Here is a 20,631-nt window from a genome sequence, read left to right on the forward strand (position 1 = left end):
TACGGCATAGTTTGCCCCTAACAGTCATCCTTAACGGCCGCCTAAAGAGCCGTACGGATGCGAGGCGTCGGCGAAAGTGCTTCATGACGGAGATTGGAAGCATGTTTTCCCGATTGTATGACCGGAGTTTTCTCCGTGCCCTCTCAATGGCGTTCACGCTCATGGGCGTTCTCGTCTTCACGACATCGCCCTTGCGGGCCCAGGAGTACACCGCTCAGGAGATTGTCGATTCCGGCCACAAGTTCTTCGGCGCGACGTCGGGCGGGTTGGCCACGGTCGTGGAGAAGATTTTCGCCTCCTACGGTTTGCCTAACGGCTATCTGCTCGGCGAGGAGGGATCCGGTGCGCTGATCGGCGGCCTGACCTATGGCGAAGGCACGCTCTACACCAAGAATGCCGGCGATCACAAAGTGTTCTGGCAAGGCCCGTCGCTGGGCTGGGATTTCGGCGGCGAGGGGTCACGCGTGATGATGCTGGTCTACAATCTCGACGATGTCGGCAACCTCTACAATCGCTATGGCGGCGTCGCCGGTTCGGCCTATGTGGTGGCGGGTGTCGGCTTCAACGTGCTGAAGAACAACAATGTGCTGCTGGTGCCGATCCGTACCGGCGTCGGCGCCCGGCTCGGCGTCAATCTCGGCTACCTGAAACTGACCGAGCGGGCGACCTGGAACCCGTTCTGATCTGACCGATATGATGAAGACGCGGACCGTTCGACCGGATTCCCGAGCCACGACCCGAATGAGCCGCGGCAAGCCCTTGCCGCGGTGCCGGATTTCCGCCATGCCAAGATGGCACGGTCCAGCCTTCCAAGTTGTCGTCGATAACGGGTAGTCCTTTGGTTCAGTCGGTCCTGTTCTTTGCCCTCGGCTTTCTCTGTGCCGGCTTTCTGGCGCTGATGGTGGCTCCGGCCGTCTGGCGGCGTGCCGTCGCCCTGACCCGCAGGCGCATCGAAGCCTCCATCCCGCTGACGCGAGCTGAAATCCAAGCCGACAAGGACCGGATCCGGGCCGAGTACGCCATGTCGACGCGCCGACTTGAAATCAACGTCAAGACGTTGCGCGAGAAAGTGGCCGAACAACTCGTCGAGATCAATCGCGGCCACGAGGCGCTGAAGGGGCTGGCGGTCGAGCGCACGGACAAGAACCATGCGCTCGCCGAACTCGGCGCCAAGAGCGAAGCGTTGCGGCAGCGCGAAGAAGAACTGCATCAGCTTTCGGAGCGGCTCAAGGAAACCGAACGAAAACTGGAAAGGCGGGCGCTCGATCTCGAGAAGCTGGAGCACATGTATGACGATGCCAGTTTTGCCTCCAGCAGCCGCCAGATCGAGCTCGTGGCTCGCGAATCCGAATTGCAGAAGCTCTCCAGCGACATCTCGCTGCTGCGCGGCCAGCGCAAGGAAGCGGACCGGCGCAGCCAGGAGATCGCGGCCGAAAGCAAAGTCGCGCGCGATGCCCTGAAGGCCGAGAAGAGAAGGGCCGCCGAACTCGACAAGAAGGTCGAGCGGCTGCTGGCAACGCTCGCCGATCGTGAGGACAAGCTTGATCGGCGCGAAAAGGAGTTGGCGCGGTTGCGGGAAAAAGCGAAAGCCGAGGACGGCGCATCGGCCTTGCGGCTGGTCGGCAAGCCCGATGAAGCGGGGGGGCATGACGAGGCCGGCAAGCGCGACGATGTGGACCGTGCGATTGCCAGGCTCGACGGCGAGCGCGAGCGGCTGGAGGCCAGGCTTACGGCGCTGGCGCGTGAGAACAAGCGCCTGAAGGCGGACCTCGGCGCCGCGGCATCGTCGGGTTTGACGAATGGCAATGGCGCCGCGCTGCGTGAGCAGATGAACGAACTGGCTGCGGAGGTCGTCCATCTGACCGCCAAGCTCGAGGGCCCCGATTCGCCGATCGCCAAGGCGCTGGCGGCACCGCAGGAAAACCGCTCCGCCGGCCATGACCGCAGCCTCGCCGACCGCGTGCGCGCCTTGCAGAAAGCAGAAGCCGACTGACGCGGTGCGGGCTGGCCGCCTTCGTCGCACTCAAATCATCGTCAGTGCGAGAAATGATGCAGGGCAATGGCCGAGGCGGCTGCGACGTTCAAGCTGTCGAAGCCTTTCGACATGGTGATCCGCACCGTTTGCAAGCGGGAAAGCAGGCTTTCGGGCAGGCCTTCGCCCTCGGTCCCGAGGTAGAGCGCCAGCCGCTCGCCGCGCGGTGCATGGCGTATGTCGATCCGGCCGCGCGGTGACAGTGCGAACTGGTCATAGCCCCGCCGATCGAGACCCGCCGTGAATTCCGCCGTGTCGGTGAAGGACGCGAAAGGGATCTTGAGCGCGGCGCCGACCGAAACCCGGATCGCCTTGCGGTACAGCGGGTCGCAGCATGTCGTGTCCATCAGCACCGCGTCGGCGCCGAAAGCGGCGGCATTGCGGAAGATCGAACCCATATTGTCATGGTTGGCGATGCCGACAAGCACGACGACCAGAGCTTGGGCGGGCAAGGCATCCAGCAATGACCAGGCCGGGTGCGGCGTCTCCTTGCGGCCGATGGCCAGGATGCCGCGATGCATGTGGAATCCGGCAATCGCGTCCATCACCGCACCGGCGACGACGTAGATCGGCAGGTCCGCTTGTGCCTTGCGCAGCATGTCCTCCAGGCCGCCAAGCCTGTTTTCCAGGATCAGGATGGATTCGGCGCTGAAGCGGCGCGACGACAAAAGCAGGTCGAGCACCACCTTGCCTTCGGCGACGAAGCGGCCTTGCCGGCCCGCCAGATCGCGCTCGCGGATATCGAGATAGGCAGCGACACGCGGGTCGCGTGGATCGTCGATGCGAATTGGGTCCATGTCTCGCTCAACAATCATGTCCCGCTCAACAATAAAGAGCGTGGCTCGTGTGCCGGGAAAGACACACGAGCCACGCTCCGGAAATCGTCAGCGAGGTAAACGGCCTCGGCAGCGTGCGGTCAAGTCCCGGCGCGGCGCAACCTCTGCGCCATCTGGGACAGATCTTCCTTGCCGCTGCCAAAAATGCCATCCAGCATGGTGAGCAGTTCGCGCACCGCATCGGATTTGCAGGAATAGTAGATCATCTGACGATCGCGCCGGGTGTCCACGATGTCGAGCGCCCGCAACTTGGCCAGGTGCTGCGAGAGAGCGGATTGGCTGAGCATCACCTTTTCGGCGATGGCGCCGACCGACATTTCACCGTCGATCAGATAGCTCATGATCAACAGCCGTTTTTCGTTGCCCATCAGCATCAGAAATTCGGCAGCCGATTCGGCGTTGGCGATTAGCTTTGTCGAGACCATTGATGCCCCATGCTGTTTGCTCATCGAGGCGCCATGGGGGCAATGGTGCCTGAATCCATAAATTCACTTGTGAAGGTGCCGACGAGTCAGCACCACATCTAAGCCTAGAACATTTCTTTCAAATCTCAAGCGTTGCTTTTGATCAAATGCAATTTAGTCGCACCTTATATCTCCGATGCGGCCCTGCCGGCCCTGGCCATGGCAATCAGAGCGGGACGCAGTTCCGACACCATTACCAATGGTTGTGGAAAAAATACCCGGCAAATATTGTCTCCCGACGCCAGATCGATGCCTTCGGCGTCCAAACCGGCAATGGTCCAGCCGTCGCCGGGTGCCTTGGCGAGATGACGGGCGTAGACGGCGATCGCATCGAGATGGTCCGCATTCATGTGCTCGATGGCCGATTGTTCGCTTCCGGCGAGTTCCTCGATGATGGGCCCAATGGTGAGAAGGTCGAGCCGTTCGAGCTGATAGGCCTTGCCGAAGCCGCCGTTGAGGCTGGCGCGTTGCGGCTCAAGGCGAAGGATCGAAAAGTCGCCGAGCCCGGCATAGAGGCTCGCCTTGGGATTGCGGTTGAGATAGCGGCGCTCGGCACGGGCATGCGCCTGCGAGCCGCGCTCCAGCCGCGATGCCTGGCATGCCAGCGTCAGCCGCGGATGCGCCAGCGGATCGCCTTTGCCGGGCTCGCCGAGCAGCAGGGAACAGCGCGGATCGGCAAGCAGGGCCGACGTGTGCGCCGCGAGCATCGACACCAGGACAAGCGGTGCGCCGTCGATGTCGGTGGCGATGCCGACCCGGCTCGCCAGTGGCGATCCGGTCCTTGGTTCCAGCACCGCCAGGGCGCCGAAGCGGGCGCTGCGCAGAAGCGTTTTCGCCAACCGGATCGCCTCGGCGTCGGTCTCGCGGATCACATCCTTCTTCCGGTCGCCCAAGGTTCTCGTCCTGCTAAGTTGATTTTCCTATTCCACTTATCAGCCGGCGTGCCGAACTTGGCAAGGGGAGGCACCCGCCGCATTTCGCACCCTTTGGGCGACACGCCCTATTTCGGCGCCATGCGGATGGCGCCGTCGAGGCGGATGGTCTCGCCGTTCAGCATCTGGTTTTCGACAATGTGCAGGGCAAGCGCGGCATATTCGGATGGTTCGCCGAGGCGGGACGGGAAGGGCACGGCGGCGCCAAGTGAATCCTGCACTTCCTGCGGCATGCCGGCCATCATCGGCGTCTTGAAAATGCCGGGCGCGATGGTGCAGACCCGGATGCCGGAACGGGCGAGATCACGCGCCACCGGCAGCGTCATGCCGACCACGCCGCCCTTGGAGGCGGAATAGGCCGCCTGGCCGATCTGCCCGTCATAGGCGGCGACCGAGGCGGTGTTGACGATGACGCCGCGCTCGCCGCCCTGCAGCGGCTCGAGTTTCGCGGCGCGGTCGGCAACCAGGCGGATCATATTGAAGGTGCCGATCAGATTGACCTCGATCACCTTGCGGTACTGGTCGAGCGGATGGGGTCCATCCTTGCCGATCGTCTTCACCCCGATGGCGATGCCGGCGCAATTGACCAGAATGCGCGGCTCGCCCAGCCTGGCGGCGACATCGGCGAGGGCAGCGGCGCCATTGTCGGCACTTGCAACATCGCACTGGACGGCGATGCCGCCGACCTCGGCAGCAACCTTGGCCGCGCGCTCGATGCCGACATCGAGGATGGCGACGCGGGCCCCTTTGGCGGCAAGCGCGCGAGCGGTCGCCTCGCCGAGGCCGGAGCCGCCGCCGGTCACGATCGCGATCTGGCCGTTGGGGGTCATGGCGTCATCCTTCCTGTGAGTATGGGCTTTTCCATGAAAACAGGGACGGATCAGGCCCGGATCGACCGACAAGGTCAAGATGGAGCAGTTCGCCGTCTTGCAGAAACGGTGAACTGCGGAACCCGTTCATACCTTCCTGAAGCTGCCCTAGGCGTGCTCGGCGACCCTGGCCTGGCTGGCGTGACCGACCTCGCCCATGAGCCTGGCAACCGCGCCCGGCGTGATCTCGTGCGACAAAAGGCGGTCGAGGTCGACAGGCCTCGGCATCGAGATCTGGCCGCGCGGAATGCGCTTGAAGCCGAGCGGCCCGTAATAGGGCTCGTCGCCGACCAGCATCACGGCGGGCGCACCGGCCTTGGCGGCCGCTTCCAGCGCGATTGCCACCAGCCGGCGGCCGATGCCGAGATTCTTGAAGGCGGGCCGCACCGCGAGCGGCCCAAGCATCAGCGCCCGGCCGGCACCGGCAGCAATGCGCGTCATACGCACCGAGGCGACGACGAGGTCGCCGTCGACCGCAACAAAGGACAGCGCGCGCTCGTGGCCACCGGCCTCGCGGATCTTGTAGGCGGCCAGCACGAAACGGCCGGGGCCGAAGGCCTCGTCGTTGATGGCTTCGATTTCAGGATCGTGCGCCGGAGTTTCCGGCAGGTACTTCACGTCGGCAAGGCTCATGGTCGTTGCGTTCCGGTAGAGGAGGAAAGGTTGCTGCAAACGGCAGCATTCGCCAGTCAGCGCTTCATCAAGCGCGGGCGCCCTTTCGTCGTCGGTCAAACCGGATCAAAGCAAAGTCGAACATGCGGAGTGTCCGCTAGCATCAATTTTCGCCCGCCGCAATCGACGCCTTCGCTGGCCCTACTGATTGACGATCTGTTCAGCCCTGGATGATTTCCGCCTTGCCGCATCGCGCCCTACATGACGGGAAACGCGAAAGGACAATTCATGGGATTGCTCGTCGATGGCAAATGGCAGGACCGCTGGTACGACACGAAAAACAGTGGCGGCAAGTTCGTGCGGGCGCAGTCGCAGTGGCGCGACTGGATCACGCGCGACGGCACACCGGGCGGAGGCCGCAGCCGCGGCTTCAAGGCGGAGCCCGGCCACTATCACCTCTATGTCTCGCTCGCCTGTCCTTGGGCGCACCGGACGCTGATCTTTCGCGCGCTGAAGAAGCTGAACGCCATTATTTCGGTATCGGTGGTGCATCATTTCATGGGTGCTGATGGCTGGACGTTCCTGGCCGAGGACGGTGCGACAGGGGACACGCTCTACGGCCTCGACTTCCTGCACCAGATCTACACCAAGGCCGATCCGGGCTATTCGGGCCGGGTGACGGTGCCGGTGCTATGGGACAAAAAGGAACAGACTATCGTCTCCAACGAATCCTCCGAGATCATTAGGATGCTCAATTCGGCCTTCGACGAATGGGGTGATGCCAGCCTCGACTTCTACCCGGAAGCCTTGCGTGGCGAGATCGACGCTGTTAACGCGCTGGTTTATCCCGCCGTCAACAATGGCGTCTATCGCGCCGGTTTCGCCACCACGCAAACGGCCTATGAGGAGGCGTTCGGCGAGCTGTTTTCGACGCTCGATGCGCTGGAAGATCGCCTTTCCAGGCAACGCTATCTGGTTGGTGACCGCATTACCGAGGCCGACTGGCGGCTGTTCACCACTCTGGTGCGCTTCGACCCGGTCTATGTCGCCCACTTCAAGTGCAACCTGCGCCGCATCGCCGACTATCCGAACCTGTCGAACTATCTGCGCGACCTCTATCAGGTGCCTGGTGTCGCCGAGACGGTGAACCTGCACCACATCAAGGCGCATTATTACGCCAGCCACGAGACCATCAATCCGACCCGGATCATACCGGTCGGGCCGGCGCTCGACTATGGTGCGCGGCATGATCGGGGGCGGTTCAGGAAGGCTGCAGCCTGACCTACCAGTAAGCCGATGCCGGCTCGCCCCTAAAAACCTCAGCGATCCGCCGCAGCGTTGCCGGCGTCGTGCTTTCCGGCAAGCGATCGAGCGGGAAAAAGCCGGCCTCGGCGATTTCATGGTCGGGCAGTTTCGGCGCGGTTTGGCTGAAATGCTCGACCAGGTAGAAGCCGACATGGTCGCGGGGGCTGGCGCGGCGGTTGAAATGCATCGATCTGAAAACCGGTGGCGCGGCCAGCGCGATGTTGCCTTCCTCGGCGAGTTCGCGGGCCAGCGCCTCGGTCATCGTCTCGCCGATCTCGACGCCGCCGCCGGGAAGCTGCCAGCCCGGCACATAGGTGTGGCGAATGAGGAAGACGGAATTGTTGGTGGCATCGTGGATCAGGCCGCGCACACCGAGCGTCATCGGCCGCCGCAGCACGAAATAGAGATGGAACAGCCGGGCCCTGAAACCCGGCCAGCCGGCCTGGCGGAACGGAGCCTCCTCATCGGTCGCCATCAGTAGCGAAACCGTGGGTGGAAAGCCGCGTGCGCGTCGCCTATGAAGGAGGAATGTTCAGGCTCGCGCATATTTCCGATGTCCATCTGGGGCCGCTCCCCGATGTATCCTATCGCGATCTCGCGTCCAAGCGCGTGCTCGGCTATGTCAACTGGCAGCGCAATCGCCGCCGCCACATGCACGATGCCGTCATCGATGCCATCGTCGCGGACATCAAGGCGCAAAACCCGGACCATCTCGCCGTCACCGGCGACCTCGTCAACCTGGCGCTCGACGGCGAGATCGAGATGGCCAAACACTGGCTCGAGACGCTTGGGGCGCCGCATGACGTTTCGGTCGTGCCGGGAAACCATGATGCCTATGTGCCCGGTGCCTTCGACAAGATCTGCAGGTCATGGGCGGCTTGGATGAGCGGCGACGGTGTCAACACGCCGGTCGATCGCAATGCCTTCCCCTATCTGCGCGTGCGCGGCAATGTCGCGCTGATCGGCGTCTCGACGGCGCGCGCCACGGCACCCTTCATGGCTAATGGTTTCTTCATGGAGGAGCAGGCGGCTCGGCTCGGCAAGATCCTCGAGAGCACGGCGAAGCAGGGGCTGTTCCGCGCGATCATGATCCATCACCCGCCGGTTCGGGGCGCCGTCTCCCAACACAAGCGGCTGTTCGGCATCGCCCGCTTCCACAAGATCGTCCGCCGCCACGGCGCGGAGCTTGTGCTGCACGGCCATTCGCATCTGCCATCGCTGTTCCAGATCGGGCTCCGCGGCGCGAAGGTCCCGTTCGTCGGCGTCGCCGCCGCCGGCCAGGCGCCGGGCGGCAAACATCCCGCCGCGCAGTACAATCTGTTCGAGATCGACGGTGAAAAGGGAAACTGGCGCATCCACCTGACGCGGCGCGGCTTGACCGGGCCGTCCCTACCGCCTGCCGATCTGCAGACCCTGGAGCTCGGTGTCGAGGCCGACGCGGCTATGGCCGCCAGTTGAGAACCATGGCCGCGAGGCGGTCCCAGAACAGCGCAGCCGACACCGCGAGACCAACCAGTCCGCCGGCGGCGATCAGCCCAAGGCCGGACAGGAAGGCCGACCAGCCCCTGCCTTGCATCGACGCTCGCAGCGGCGGCTCGGCTTCCGCGACCTTGGCGCGTCTCATGCCGGCGACCGCCGGCTCGACGCCACCCTCCATCATCCTCCGGCGCTCGACGATGCGCTCGGCGACATAACGCGTCACGGAATCGGCGACAGGTTTCATCTCGGTCGATTCGGCAAGCACGACCCGGCCAACGCGTGTGTCCTTGAGGAAGCGGTACGTGCGGCGGTCGCGCCCCATCGCGACATGGCTGACGGCGTCGATCCACAGGCGCGGCTGTAGCCCCGAGGAGACGACAAAGTCGAAATTGTCCATGTCGGCTGGAACGTCGGCAAAGACGGGTGCGAGGTCCGCGGCCAGGAGGTCGAGGCGCATGCGGTGCGCCTCGCGCATGTCGACGACCACATCGTCGCGGTCAGCGAAGGCGTTCTTCACGTCACGGATGGCGTCGGACAGTTTGCTTGATGGATCGATCTTCTCGCCTGCGTCCTTCATCGGCGTCGGCCTCGCGGGTTTGGTTAACATGCAGTTAACACAGCCGCCGGCAAAATGCACTGGCGAGATCAAGGCGGGGAGGCGTCCGGGCGAGGTCGCGCGGGACGTGTCAACCGGTCGCGGCGAGTTTCGGGCGCAAGGGCCTGGCGCGGCGGTTCATGTTGCGCCGGATGATCGTGGCAACCAGCCCAGGCGCCTCCTCGATCAGCATATGGCCAGCCCCCAGCACGTGGTGGACATGAAATTGCGCAGGCAGATTATCCGTGTGGGTAAAGGGCAGCACAGGATCGTCGCTGCCCCATACCACCATCACCGGCATGGTCAGAGTGTCCAACCGGTCACGCGGGATGACGCCCTGCCGGTCGTCGCTGGTCATGGCGGCAGCAATCTCAATGAGTTTCTCCACCTGGCCAGGTCGCTCGCGCATGTCCGCAAGGGCGTCCACGGTGTGATCGATGGGCCGCGTCAGTGGTCCCGACATGGCAACGAGGCACGCCCGGATGTCGGATGGGTCCCTCGCGGCGGCAAAGCGGCGCAACAGCGGGCCGTTGATCTCGGCGCCGAAGCCGCCAGGCGCCAAAAGTGTCAGCGACGCCACCTTCTCGGGCTCGGCCAACGCCATCAGCGCCGCCACCGCGCCGCCCATCGAGTGGCCCACCAGATGAACGCGCTTCAGAGATCGCGCGGTGAGATCGGCCAGGACGGCCCTTGCCGCCACCTTGGCCGGGCCGGCGCCGGGGAAATCGAGCGACAGCCCGTGCCCGGGCAAGTCATAAGCGAGTGTGCGAGCGGCAGGCGACAGCGACGGGACCACTTCGTGCCAAATATCGTGGCAGCCGCCGAAACCATGCAGTAGGACGATGGTCTTCGAACCGGCACCTTGTTCGGCGGCATGAAGCGATGAAATCATGAAGCTGGGGACTTGTTGCAGGGCAATGGGAAACGCGAGACCACGGTCAATTGTGGCTGGATTGCGCCTCGTTCTGCGCGATGGCCAGTAAAATTTTCGCGATTTGTACGGTTGATGACAGAAGTCACCGGCTAACCGATATTCGGTGATCGGTGCGTACGAAATCGACAATGCTCAGCGCCGTCGATCGCTTGGCGTTAGCCAGCGCTGCCGAGTCCGGCGGCGCGTAACGCGCCGACCAAGCGCTCGGTCAGATCGGCCGGATATTTTCGGTCAATGAAGGTCGCGCGCGGATTGGCGGCGAATTTCGGAAATTTGGCGTTCAGCTCGTCGAGCAGCTTGCGCGCCAGATTGTCCTGACCGGCGATCTTGGCGCCGATCAGCCGGGCGGCAAGATAGTGCGATTTCGTTGCGGTTGTTCTCAGAGAGGAACTGGCGATCGCCGCCTTGTTCGTGTCGCCAAGCATGAGTTCGCCAGCGAAAAGTCCAAAATCCCACCATGTCGGATGACCGCTGGAGGCGTCCACTGCCTGGGCCAGGATCGGCGTCCCCTCGGCATACCGGCCGGCGAAAATCAGCCCGTAACCGTAGGCGGCAGCCATGGCTATATCGTAGTGGTTAAGGTCATAGGCCTTGCGCATCCAGCGCAGCGCCTCGTCGGCATTGCCAAGTCGCGAATAGATGTAGCCATAGGCGCGATGCGCGTTGGGGCTGGTCGGTCCCATCTGCACGGCGCGGTGGGCGAATGTAAGCGCCTTGTCGATCGTCGCATCCGGCGGGTAGGCGTAGTGGTCGTTCACGGCCTCGAGCTGCAACGAAGCGAGCTCGGAATAAACCAGCGACGATTTGGCGCCGTTTTCGGCGAGGTTTTCGAGGCAGCGATAGGCGGCCTCGTGGGTCCTGGCGTTCTGGTCGAGATAGTATTTGCCGTTGAACAACAGGCACCGCGTCAGGCCGGCTTGTATGCCGCTCTGTTCGAGATAGCTGTAGATCGTGCCGGAATCGGGAAGAGCGGACGTCAAGATGCCGGCTATACGGCTCTCGACGGTGGTGGGTGCGCTGTCGGCGGCGGTCAGGTTGCGCGACAAAAGCACCCGCCCGGTCGCCACGCTCTGCAGTTCGATCGTGATGTCACCCGTATCCGGTCCAGGCAGAATGTCGAAGATGAAGCTCGTGGCATTGGTGACCGGATCGGTCGTGTCGACCGTGTCGCGACCGATGAAGTCGATCGTATCGAAGCCGCTCAGGCCGGCGCGCAGCGTTGCGGCGACACGGCTGGCATCCGTGCCGCTGGCCTTGACGGCGATGTAGACGAGCGGCAAGTCCTCGCTGGACGACGCGACGCTGCCGGTCAGGCCCGCGGTCTCGAGCGTGGCCGCAAGGTCGCCGCCTGCCAGCAGCGCACCGCTGCCCTGACGCAGGATCAAAACGCCGAGCATGGCGATGACGACGGCGATCGCCATCCAGAAAAATCTGAGGTGACGTGCCACCGACGGCGCCGACGCGACCATCGGTGCCGGCAAGGCAGCGGCCGGAATGGCACTTTCGGCAGTGTCGCGTTGCGCCGATGGAGCCGCCGCCGCTCCGTTCTGGACGGCGGGTTGGGACGTCTCCGGCAAGCGGATTGCGTTGAGCTCATAGGCCGGGACATAGCCGCCGCGCGGAATGGCTATGCGGACAGGCTCGGCAACACCTTCATTGGCAAAATACTGCTGCAGCAAATCGCGCAGCCGGCCGGCCTGAACCCGCACCACCGCGTCGGTCGAAGGATCGAAATCGCCATCCTTGCCGAAGACATCCATGGCGATGGAAAAGCCCTTGAGCCTGTCGGCTTCGCCGGCCTGTTCGCGCTCGACAAGATAACGCAGCAGCTTGCGTGCCCGTTCGGATCTTCCGAACGTTTCGCTGGCAAGCAGTCGCTCCAATGTTTCGCGCACTGCGGGGGCGGCAGGCGTGGCATGCTGCAAGTGTCGATCCTCTCGAAGTCGGCACAGGTTAAGGCACGGATCATATAATGCCCGCACCGCCGTACAAGTATACACGCATTATGTGATCGCGTACCTCACCGGATATTTTTCCGGTGGTTAACGGCCCGGCCGGTGTCGGTCACGGGATGATCGTGGGAGCCAGTCGAGGCCAAAGCCTTGTGCGAGCTTGAAAAAATGGCGGCGCGAGGGAGCTGCTCCCGCGCCGCCGACGACCGATGCTATCGCGCTCTGCGACCGACGATACGGTTGGCCGCCGACGTCACCGCTTCCAGCGAAGCGGCGACGATGTTGGTGTTGATGCCGGCGCCGAACAGCTTACCGCCGGGATATTCCATCTCGACATAGGAGATGGCCGATGCATTCGAGCCGCGCTGCATCGAATGCTCGGAATAATCGAGCACCGACATCTCGACGCCGACATGGCGCGACAGCGCATCGACGAAAGCGTCGATCGGGCCGGTGCCGGTGCCCGATATCGTCGTTTCCTTGCCATTGTCGAGGATGACCGCCTCGACCACGCGCCGGCCCTTCACCTCGGTATCCGGATAGGTGTGGTGGTCGAGGAATTTCAGCCGGGCGCCCGGCTGGTCGACATAGGTTTCGAGGAAGCGGTCATGAATACGCTTTGCCGGCACTTCCTTGCCTTCGGCGTCGGTGATCGCCTGGATCGCCTGGCTGAACTCGATCTGCAGGTTGCGCGGCAAATTGAGGCCGTAATCGGCCTGCAGCACATAGGCGATGCCCCCCTTGCCCGACTGCGAGTTGATGCGGATGATGGCCTCGTAGCTGCGGCCGACATCGGCGGGATCGATCGGCAGGTAAGGTACTTCCCAATGCGGCGTGTTGGCCTTCTTCAAGGCCTTCATGCCCTTGTTGATGGCGTCCTGGTGCGAGCCGGAAAAGGCGGTGTAGACGAGCTCGCCGACATAGGGATGGCGCTCGGGAATCTTCAGCTGGTTCGAATATTCGTAGACGTCCTTCATCCGGTTGATGTCGGAGCAGTCGATGCCGGGATCGACGCCTTGCGTGTACATGTTGAGCGCCAGCGTGACGATGTCGACATTGCCGGTGCGCTCGCCATTGCCGAAGAGCGTGCCTTCGACGCGGTCGGCGCCGGCCATCAGGCCGAGTTCGGTCGTGGCGATGCCGGTGCCGCGGTCATTGTGCGGATGCAGCGAGATGATCAGGTTTTCGCGGTTGTCGAGGTTGCGGCACATCCACTCGATGCGATCGGCATAGATGTTGGGCGTCGACATCTCGACCGTCGATGGCAGGTTGATGATCAGCTTGTTGTCAGGCGTTGGCCTGACGATCTCGGTGACGGCGTTGCAAATCTCCAGCGCGACCTCGAGTTCGGTGCCGGTGAAGCTCTCCGGCGAATATTCGAAGCGATAGCCGCCGCCGGCCTTGGCCGCCATCTCGGTGATCATCTTGGCGGCGTCGGTGGCGATGCGCTTGATGCCGCCGACATCTTTCTCGAAGACGACACGGCGCTGCAACTCGCTGGTCGAGTTGTAGAAATGCACGATCGGGTTGGTGGCGCCCTTCAGCGCCTCGAAGGTGCGGCTGATCAGTTCGGGCCGGCACTGTACCAGCACCTGCAACGACACATCGGCCGGCACATTGCCTTCCTCGATGCACCAGCGGGCGAAATCGAAATCGGTCTGCGAAGCCGACGGGAAGCCGATCTCGATCTCCTTGAAGCCCATGTCGAGCAGCAGGCCGAACATGCGCGCCTTGCGCTCGTGGCCCATCGGATCGATCAGCGCCTGGTTGCCGTCGCGCAAGTCGACCGAGCACCAGATAGGCGCCTTGTCGATGATCTTCGAGGGCCAGGTCCGGTCCGTGAGGCCGACGGTAGGGTAGGGCTGATATTTTCGAGCCGCGTCCGGCATGCCCCGGCCACCTTGCTTGCCGGTCGCGGCCTCGCTGGCGCGGATGTCTTCTCGTGCGTTCATCGTCGTTTCTCCCGGCGGCTGGCGGGTCCACCTGTCAGGCGGATGTGGTGCCAAGCGGCGCCTTTACCAGAATTTCGTTCGCTTGATATGATTTGCCAAGGAGCATGCGCTTGCGCGGCGGTTCGACCGCCGGGCGCTCCTTCAGCGAACCCGGCGATCGCCGATAAGGCCGAGAAGAAGCAGGGTCGAGGCAAGCGCGCGCACGGTCTCGCCGGCAAAGCCGGTCTGACGGGAAGCGGTGGTGGCGCGCCTGTTCATGGTCGCTCTCATACAGGAGCGACCTGTTGGAGGCAAGCGGGGCCGGAACGCGTCCGATATATGCCTGATGCGGATGCTCTTCCCCGCGCGCTGCAAATGCGCCAGACTTGACCGGTGGCGGGGTGCCGCCGGCAGGGGGTCGTCCATGAATTTCGTGTTCTTCTCGCCGCATTTTCCCGCCAATGGCGCCGATTTCTGCGATCGGCTGAAGAAGGCCGGCGCGACGGTCCTCGGCATTGGCGACGCACCCTATGATGCGCTGGACGGCAAGCTGAAGGCAGCACTTTCCGAATACTACCGCGTAGCCGACATGGAGGACTATGAGCCGGTGTTCCGGGCGATCGGGCATTTCATCCACAAATGGGGCCGCATCGACCGGTTCGAATCGCTCAACGAGCACTGGCTGGAACTGGAAGCCAACATCCGCACAGACTTCAACATCTACGGCACCAAACTCGATTTCGTGAAGAATCTGAAGCGCAAGAGCCGCATGCGCGCCTTCTTCCGCAAGAGCGGCGTCGAGACCATCGCGCAGCGCAAATGTTCCGACCGGGCCGGCGCCATGACCTTCATCCGCCGCGTCGGCTATCCCGTGGTGGTCAAACCGGATTCAGGCTCCGGTGCTTCGAACACGTTCAAGATCTCCAATGCGAAAGAGCTCGACCAGTTCTTCCGGGACAAGCCGGAGGACGTGACCTTCGTCATGGAGCAGTTCATCGAGGGGCTGGTGGTGACTTATGACGGATTGGTCAACCGCGACGGCGAGGTGGTGCTGGCGGCCAGCCATCGCTACGACCAGAGTGTCATGGATGTGGTCAACAAGGACCGCCACATGAGTTACACCTGCTTTCCCCGGATCAGGCCTGTCGTCGAGGAGGCCGGCCGCAAGATCCTGAAAGCATTCGACGTGCGCGAACGCTTTTTCCACATCGAGCTGTTCGAGACTAGGGATGACCGCATCATCGCGCTGGAGGTCAACATGCGCCCGCCCGGCGCCTGGATGACCGACGCGATCAACTACACGTTCGACATCGATGTCTACGCGGCTTGGGCGGACATGGTGGTCAAGGACGCCGCCGGCGGCCCTTATGAGGGCAAGTATTTCACCGCCTATGCCAGCCGCAAGCGCCACCTCGACTATTTGCACAGCCATGCGGACGTGCTAGCCGCGCACGGCGACAAGATCGTCCACCATCAGCCAATAGAAGAGGTTTTCAGCCGCGCCATGGGGAATTACGCCTATCAGATGCGCTCGAAGGATCAGGCGGAGCTGCGCGAGGCGGTGGCCTATATCCACGCGGAAAAGGCTTGAGGGCCCATGGACGTCTCCTATCACAAGGCTTTCGCCCGCAATCTCGGCCGCGACATGGAATACAAGCGCTACGGTCATGCCGGCCGGCCGGTTGTGGTGTTCCCGACTTCGCAAGGCCGGTTCTACCAGTTCGAGGATTCCGGCGGGGTGGGCGCGCTCGCCGAGTTCATCGACACCGGCCGCATCCAGCTGTTCACCGTCGACGGCATCGATTCGGAATCCTTCTTCGCCAGGCACGTCGATGCCGCGCACCGTATCGCCCGCCACGAGGCCTATTTCCGCTATGTGCGAGAGGAAGCACTGCCGGAATTTCTGGAAACCTCGGCGCAAGCCAATGGCGGACGGCGGCTGAAGCCGCTGTTTTCAGGCTGTTCGATGGGTGGCTATCATTCCTCGAACTTCGTCTTCCGTTTTCCCGAACTCGCCAGCGGCGTCATCTCGCTGTCGGGGGTCTATTCGGCGCGCGATTTCTTCGGCACGGCGCTCGACGGGGACATCTTCTACAACTCGCCGCTCGATTATCTGCCAGGGATCGTCGACCCGAAGCTGCTGGCGCGGCTGAAGGCGCTCAGGCTGATCTTCTGCTGCGGGCAGGGCGCCTGGGAGGAACGCATGCTGGTCGAGACGCGCCAGCTGGAACAGATCCTGCGCGACAAATCCATTCCCGCCTGGGTCGATTATTGGGGTGGCGACGTCAGCCATGACTGGCCGTGGTGGCACAAGCAGCTGGCGTATTTCTTCGGCCGCTGGCTTGATGACGATTTGATGCACAGGCTGGACTAAGGCGCATCGATATCCAGGTGGCCTGCAAATGGCTGATGCCTATCCTTCCTGGCATGCCGGCAGCGGCACGGTCTCGTGTTCGGGCGCCGATCCGCGACGCAGGCCTAGAAAGACGACGAGGGCGGTGACGATGGTGATTGCCGCCAGCACGATCAGCAGCCTGTCGAACGCCGTTTCATAGGCCTCGGCCAGAACGGCGGCGCCGGCCATCGGCAAATGTTGCGCGGTTCCGCCGACATTGCCTGTCACCAGCAACTGCGCCGCGGCGGCCGCATCGCTGGAAGACGCAGCGCCTCGAGCGGCGAGTTGCGCGGCGGTGAAGCCTGACAGCGTCGCCATGACGATGGCCAGTGCCACACCCTCGCAAGCGACGCGCGTGGTGTTGAAGATGCCGACCGCCATGCCGGCCCGCTCGGTCGGCACGACGCTGACGGCGAGCCCGTCCATCAATCCCCAGGGCAAGGCGATGCCGAGGCCGATCAGGATTAGCGGCGCGATCAGCGCGACGCCGATCGATGGCGCAAGGCTCAGCCAGACCAAACCAGCCGCCGCGACGAGCAGGCCGACGCCGCAGATCGTTGCCGGAGCGATCCAGCGCGCCAGCTGGCCGGCAAGCAAGGGCAGGACCAGCAACGGCCCGGAAAGGCAGATCATCAATTGCCCGGCCTTGATCTCGCCCATCCCCTCGATGCCGATGAAGCGGATCGGCAAAAGCACGAGCAGGACGACGAAGCCGTAGGCGGGCGCCGCAGCCAGGAACTGGACACCGACGAAGCGCGGATAGCGAAACAGGGTGAGATCGAGCATCGGCCGGCGCACGCGTCGCTCGACGACGACGAACAGCACAAAGCAAAGGACGGCCACGCCGAGAAGCGTTACCACAAGAGGATCGGCCCAGCCGCTCTGCGGCGCCTGCAACACGCCGTAGGTCAGCGCGGCCAGCGCGACGGTGAACGTGCCGGCGCCCGCCCAGTCGAGGCCGGTCGCATCCGGGTCACGCGATTCCCTGATGGTGCGCAGGCCGAGGATTGCCGAGGCAACCGCGAGTGCCATGACCAGAACAAAGATCGACCGCCAGCCAAACATGGAGATGAGCAGGCCCGAGGCAATCGGGCCGAAGGCCAGCCCGATGCCGAAACTGGTGCCGAGAAAGGAGAAGGCGCGCAGCCGCAATGGTCCCTCGAATTCCTGGGCAAGTGCCGAGGCGCCGCCGGCAAAGGCCAGGGCACTGCCGAGCCCTTGCGCGGCCCGGAAGATATCGAACCAGGCGATGTCGGGAGCCAGCATCGCGCCGAGCGAAGCGAGGATGTAGAGGGCGAGACCGACGAGGAAGATCCGCTTGCGGCCATGATTGTCGGCCAGAGCGCCCGCCGCCATCAGGCTGGCGGCGAAGGTCAGCATGAAGGCGTTGGTCACCCAATTGAGCGCGATCGGGCTGCCGCCGAGATCGGCCGCGATACGGGAGAGCGCGACGGCCGGGCCGGTGAAGGTCAGGGGCATCGTCATGGCGGCAAGGCATACGGACAAGAGCACGAGCCATCTCTCGGCCGGGCCGGCGGTGATCTTCAAGGTCATGGATTTTCCTATCTGAGTAGTCTGCGCCGGCATGCCGCTCAATCGCGGCGCCCGGTCATGACGACCAAGATAGGTCAGAGACAGATCAGGAAGAATGGTATCAAATATCTCGACATAACGGAACGAAACGCTCGAATGGAGCAATATGATGGATCGCCTCAGCGGCCTTCTGGCCTTCGCCCGCACCGCCGAGTTCGGCAGCTTCGTCGCCGCCGGGCGGGCGCTCGGCATCTCCGCTTCCGCGGTCGGCAAAAGTGTGGCGCGGCTCGAGCAGGAGCTCGGCGTGCGGCTGCTGCAGCGCTCCACGCGGCGGATCGGCCTGACGGAGGAGGGCAAGCTGTTCAACGAGCGCGTGCGACGCATTCTCGACGACATCGACGATGCCGAGGCGATGCTGTCGCGGACACGAGAGACGCCGCGTGGGCGGCTGCGCGTCTCGACCCCGATCGTCACCTACCATCTTTTGCTGCCGGTGCTGTCGGAGTTCATGGTGCGCTATCCCGAGATCGAGCTCGATATCGATTTCAACGACCGGATCGTCGACGTCATCGAAGAAGGCATCGACGTCGCGATCCGCAGCGGCGAGCTGCCCGATTCACGATTGGTGTCGAAACCCATTGCGCCCTTCCGCATGTTGCTGTGCGCGGCACCCTCCTACCTCGATCGCCATGGCATACCCGGCGTGCCGGCGGATCTCATCGGGCATTTCGGCATAAACTTCCGCTATCTCAACAGCGGCAGGCTGCTGGACTGGCCATTCATTACCGGGAGCGCCCAGCCGCTGATCCGTTCGATGCTGACCTGCAACAACATGGAAGCGTTGAAAGGCGCCACGATCGCCGGACTCGGCATCGCCTGCATGCCCGATTTCCTGGTGCGGGAGGCGCTGCGCGAGGACAGGCTGCGCACCGTGCTCGACGATCATGTCGACGGTCGTGGCCAGTTCCGGATGCTATGGCCCTCCAATCGCCACCTGTCGCCAAAGGTGCGCGTCTTCGTCGATTTCCTGCCCGAGCGCCTTGCAGCGCGCGCGCCTTAGCTGGTTTTGCTCTCTGGCAGGCCGAAGCCTCCGACGGGATGGGTTTCCACCTGGAACTCGAAGCCGGCGATGAAGGGCCGTGCCTTGGCGATCGCCGCCTGCACCTCGGGAAGCTGCAGGGATGCCTTGTGGCTTGCCTGATCGGTCCACACTTCGGTCACCCAGATCGCGTCGGCGTCGGCAGGGTCGGTGGCGACGATATAGCTCAGGCAGCCGGGCAGGGCGCCGGTGCTTTCACGCAGCACAGTCATGACCGCGTCGCGTTGGCCGCGCGCCGCCCGCATCTTGCCGATCAGTCCATACATGTCCTCGTCTTCCCCCTGGGTTGGCGCGAAAGGAGTGTGTCCAGTATGCCGGTCGCCGGTCAAGGCATCAACTGGCCGCCATTGACCTCGATCACCTGGCCGGTGATGTAGCCGCTCAACAGGTCCGATGAGAGGAACAGATAGGCGCCGACGCAATCTTGCGCCGTGCCGGCGCGGCCCTGCGGAATGGTTGCGACCATGCCCTTCACCTGCTCATCGGTCGAATAGCGTTCGTGGAAGGGGGTGAGGATCGTGCCCGGCGCCACGGCGTTGACGCGAATGCCGAAGCCGATCAGTTCCTTGGCCATGCCGCGCGTGACGTTGGAGACGAAGGCCTTGGCCGAGCCGTAAAGACCCGCGCCGCCACCTGCACCGTTTCGCGCCGCGATCGATGAGGTGTTGACGATGAAGCCGCCCTGTTTCTTCAGCCATGGCATCGCCTTGCGCGAGGCGGTCAGCACCGAGCGGGCGTTGAGGTCCATCACCGCGTCGTAATGCGCCTCGGTCTGCTCGGCATAGGGGATGCGGCCAAGCATGCCGCCGGCATTGTTGACCAGCCCGTCGAGGCGGCCGAAATGTCGCGCGGTGTCCTCGACGACGCGTTCGACATCGGCGGGGAGAGAAAAGTCGCCCTGGACAAGGAAGACCTCGCCGCCGCCGTCGCGAATGGTCTGGCCGAGTTTCTCGGCGGCGTCGCGGCTGGAATTATAGTGCAGCGCCACCTTGCATTTCTGCTCGGCATAGGCGAGCGCGAGCGCCGCGCCGATGCCGGTCGAGGCACCGGTGACCAGCACCGCCTTACCGGCGAGATCGGGGATGACAAGACCAAGGGCCGTCTCTGGCATTGCTGTTCCTCCGGGGATTTCCGACACCTTGGTGGTGGGTCTTGCCACCCTTGCATTCAAGTCAGTGCCGCTTCAAGGCCTGAGATAGACATAGCCCTGGCTTTGCAATTCGGCGAGCTTGACGACGCCGCCCTTGTCGGCGGCATGGAAGCCGTCGAGCAGGTCGGCGAGCGTGATGTCCATGCCGTGCATGGTGTTGCCGCAAGCATGCGGGTCGAGCCCTTGCTGGACAAGACCGGTAAAGCGCCCCGAAATCGCCGCCGATATGCCCTTCGACTTGAAGGCGGCAAGCGCCGGACCATGCACGACCAGCGCGATCTCGACATTGCCGCCGGTGCCCTCATAGTGGTTCTTGATGTTGCCGAGCACGAAATTGACCTTGTCGAGATCGCTGAGGTGATAGGCGACCTTTAGCCTGGCAGGCTCGGTGGTTGCCGCCTGCACCGCCCGCAGGCCGAGAAGCGTTCCGGCTCCGGCGAGAACCGCGTGGAACATGTCACGTCGGCGCATGGTGTCCCCCCAGATTTCACCGCGATTTGCGTGGCTCAAGCC

The 20,631-nt window shown here is 63.6% G+C and carries 21 protein-coding genes; 7 read left to right on the top strand and 14 right to left on the bottom strand.

Going from position 1 to position 20,631, the window contains the following annotated elements:
* Positions 1-146: 146 nt before the first annotated feature.
* The gene (locus O7B34_RS29825; protein WP_245262388.1) at positions 147-683 is read left to right on the top strand and encodes a DUF1134 domain-containing protein; all 537 of its coding nucleotides are present in this window, start codon (positions 147-149) and stop codon (positions 681-683) included.
* 155 nt (positions 684-838) lie between these two features.
* A complete protein-coding gene (locus O7B34_RS29830; RefSeq protein WP_337149356.1) occupies positions 839-1,993 on the top strand; it encodes a hypothetical protein in 1,155 nt (384 codons plus the stop codon).
* Positions 1,994-2,034: 41 nt separating this feature from the next.
* Here O7B34_RS29830 and O7B34_RS29835 read toward each other — a convergent pair whose 3' ends face one another.
* The 5 genes from O7B34_RS29835 to O7B34_RS29855 all read right to left on the bottom strand — a co-directional run bounded on the left by O7B34_RS29835 (position 2,035) and on the right by O7B34_RS29855 (position 5,766).
* Positions 2,035-2,829 carry a TrmH family RNA methyltransferase gene (locus O7B34_RS29835; protein ID WP_337149357.1) on the bottom strand — a complete coding sequence of 265 codons (795 nt, stop codon included), beginning with the start codon at positions 2,827-2,829 and terminating at the stop codon, positions 2,035-2,037.
* Positions 2,830-2,948: 119 nt separating this feature from the next.
* Entirely contained in the window at positions 2,949-3,293 is a 345-nt protein-coding gene (locus tag O7B34_RS29840; protein WP_027146391.1) for an ArsR/SmtB family transcription factor, read from the bottom strand.
* A gap of 164 nt (positions 3,294-3,457) precedes the next feature.
* Entirely contained in the window at positions 3,458-4,225 is a 768-nt protein-coding gene (locus O7B34_RS29845; RefSeq protein WP_337149358.1) for a HugZ family pyridoxamine 5'-phosphate oxidase, read from the bottom strand.
* Positions 4,226-4,332: 107 nt separating this feature from the next.
* Positions 4,333-5,094 carry a 3-hydroxyacyl-CoA dehydrogenase gene (locus tag O7B34_RS29850; protein WP_337105894.1) on the bottom strand — a complete coding sequence of 254 codons (762 nt, stop codon included), beginning with the start codon at positions 5,092-5,094 and terminating at the stop codon, positions 4,333-4,335.
* A 147-nt stretch (positions 5,095-5,241) separates the two neighbouring features.
* Positions 5,242-5,766 carry a GNAT family N-acetyltransferase gene (locus tag O7B34_RS29855; RefSeq protein WP_027146394.1) on the bottom strand — a complete coding sequence of 175 codons (525 nt, stop codon included), beginning with the start codon at positions 5,764-5,766 and terminating at the stop codon, positions 5,242-5,244.
* 267 nt (positions 5,767-6,033) lie between these two features.
* On the opposite strand from O7B34_RS29855, the gene O7B34_RS29860 reads away from it, so the two are divergent.
* Positions 6,034-7,026, top strand: a complete 993-nt coding sequence (locus O7B34_RS29860; protein WP_337149359.1) for a glutathione S-transferase family protein — start codon at positions 6,034-6,036, stop codon at positions 7,024-7,026.
* A 1-nt stretch (position 7,027) separates the two neighbouring features.
* On the opposite strand, the gene O7B34_RS29865 is transcribed toward O7B34_RS29860, so the two are convergent.
* On the bottom strand, positions 7,028-7,525 hold the full coding sequence (locus tag O7B34_RS29865) for an NUDIX domain-containing protein (RefSeq protein WP_337149360.1): 498 nt from the start codon (positions 7,523-7,525) through the stop codon (positions 7,028-7,030).
* Between the two features lie 53 nt (positions 7,526-7,578).
* Here O7B34_RS29865 and O7B34_RS29870 point away from each other — a divergent pair, with 53 nt between their 5' ends.
* On the top strand, positions 7,579-8,508 hold the full coding sequence (locus O7B34_RS29870) for a metallophosphoesterase family protein (protein ID WP_337106052.1): 930 nt from the start codon (positions 7,579-7,581) through the stop codon (positions 8,506-8,508).
* On the opposite strand, the gene O7B34_RS29875 is transcribed toward O7B34_RS29870, so the two are convergent.
* The 4 genes from O7B34_RS29875 to leuA all read right to left on the bottom strand — a co-directional run bounded on the left by O7B34_RS29875 (position 8,492) and on the right by leuA (position 13,962).
* Positions 8,492-9,106, bottom strand: a complete 615-nt coding sequence (locus O7B34_RS29875) for a hypothetical protein (RefSeq protein ID WP_337149361.1) — start codon at positions 9,104-9,106, stop codon at positions 8,492-8,494. The two genes, O7B34_RS29870 and O7B34_RS29875, sit on opposite strands and share 17 nt — an antisense overlap.
* Before the next feature lie 109 nt (positions 9,107-9,215).
* Positions 9,216-10,016, bottom strand: a complete 801-nt coding sequence (locus O7B34_RS29880; RefSeq protein ID WP_337149362.1) for an alpha/beta fold hydrolase — start codon at positions 10,014-10,016, stop codon at positions 9,216-9,218.
* Between the two features lie 197 nt (positions 10,017-10,213).
* The gene (locus O7B34_RS29885; RefSeq protein ID WP_337149363.1) at positions 10,214-11,983 is read right to left on the bottom strand and encodes a tetratricopeptide repeat protein; all 1,770 of its coding nucleotides are present in this window, start codon (positions 11,981-11,983) and stop codon (positions 10,214-10,216) included.
* A gap of 239 nt (positions 11,984-12,222) precedes the next feature.
* Complete coding sequence (leuA, locus tag O7B34_RS29890; RefSeq protein WP_337138430.1) at positions 12,223-13,962, bottom strand: 2-isopropylmalate synthase; 1,740 nt, start codon at positions 13,960-13,962, stop codon at positions 12,223-12,225.
* A gap of 403 nt (positions 13,963-14,365) precedes the next feature.
* On the opposite strand from leuA, the gene O7B34_RS29895 reads away from it, so the two are divergent.
* Positions 14,366-15,532 (top strand): ATP-grasp domain-containing protein, encoded by a 1,167-nt coding sequence (locus O7B34_RS29895; protein ID WP_337105886.1) that lies wholly within the window; start codon positions 14,366-14,368, stop codon positions 15,530-15,532.
* Between the two features lie 6 nt (positions 15,533-15,538).
* The gene (locus tag O7B34_RS29900; protein WP_337149364.1) at positions 15,539-16,315 is read left to right on the top strand and encodes an esterase family protein; all 777 of its coding nucleotides are present in this window, start codon (positions 15,539-15,541) and stop codon (positions 16,313-16,315) included.
* Between the two features lie 39 nt (positions 16,316-16,354).
* Here the strand turns inward: O7B34_RS29900 and O7B34_RS29905 are convergent, their stop codons facing one another.
* Positions 16,355-17,890 (bottom strand): MFS transporter, encoded by a 1,536-nt coding sequence (locus O7B34_RS29905; RefSeq protein ID WP_337149365.1) that lies wholly within the window; start codon positions 17,888-17,890, stop codon positions 16,355-16,357.
* A gap of 148 nt (positions 17,891-18,038) precedes the next feature.
* On the opposite strand from O7B34_RS29905, the gene O7B34_RS29910 reads away from it, so the two are divergent.
* A complete protein-coding gene (locus O7B34_RS29910) occupies positions 18,039-18,929 on the top strand; it encodes a LysR family transcriptional regulator (RefSeq protein ID WP_337149366.1) in 891 nt (296 codons plus the stop codon).
* Here O7B34_RS29910 and O7B34_RS29915 read toward each other — a convergent pair.
* The 3 genes from O7B34_RS29915 to O7B34_RS29925 all read right to left on the bottom strand — a co-directional run bounded on the left by O7B34_RS29915 (position 18,926) and on the right by O7B34_RS29925 (position 20,589).
* On the bottom strand, positions 18,926-19,234 hold the full coding sequence (locus O7B34_RS29915) for a putative quinol monooxygenase (RefSeq protein WP_337149367.1): 309 nt from the start codon (positions 19,232-19,234) through the stop codon (positions 18,926-18,928). The genes O7B34_RS29910 and O7B34_RS29915 overlap by 4 nt on opposite strands.
* Positions 19,235-19,293: 59 nt before the next feature.
* Positions 19,294-20,079 carry an SDR family NAD(P)-dependent oxidoreductase gene (locus O7B34_RS29920; RefSeq protein WP_337149368.1) on the bottom strand — a complete coding sequence of 262 codons (786 nt, stop codon included), beginning with the start codon at positions 20,077-20,079 and terminating at the stop codon, positions 19,294-19,296.
* A 72-nt stretch (positions 20,080-20,151) separates the two neighbouring features.
* Positions 20,152-20,589 carry a DsrE family protein gene (locus tag O7B34_RS29925; RefSeq protein WP_337149369.1) on the bottom strand — a complete coding sequence of 146 codons (438 nt, stop codon included), beginning with the start codon at positions 20,587-20,589 and terminating at the stop codon, positions 20,152-20,154.
* Between the last annotated feature and the right edge of the window lie 42 nt (positions 20,590-20,631).

This window comes from Mesorhizobium sp. Cs1299R1N3 (genome assembly GCF_037179625.1).
In the GTDB taxonomy this organism is placed as follows: Bacteria; Pseudomonadota; Alphaproteobacteria; order Rhizobiales; family Rhizobiaceae; genus Mesorhizobium; species Mesorhizobium salmacidum.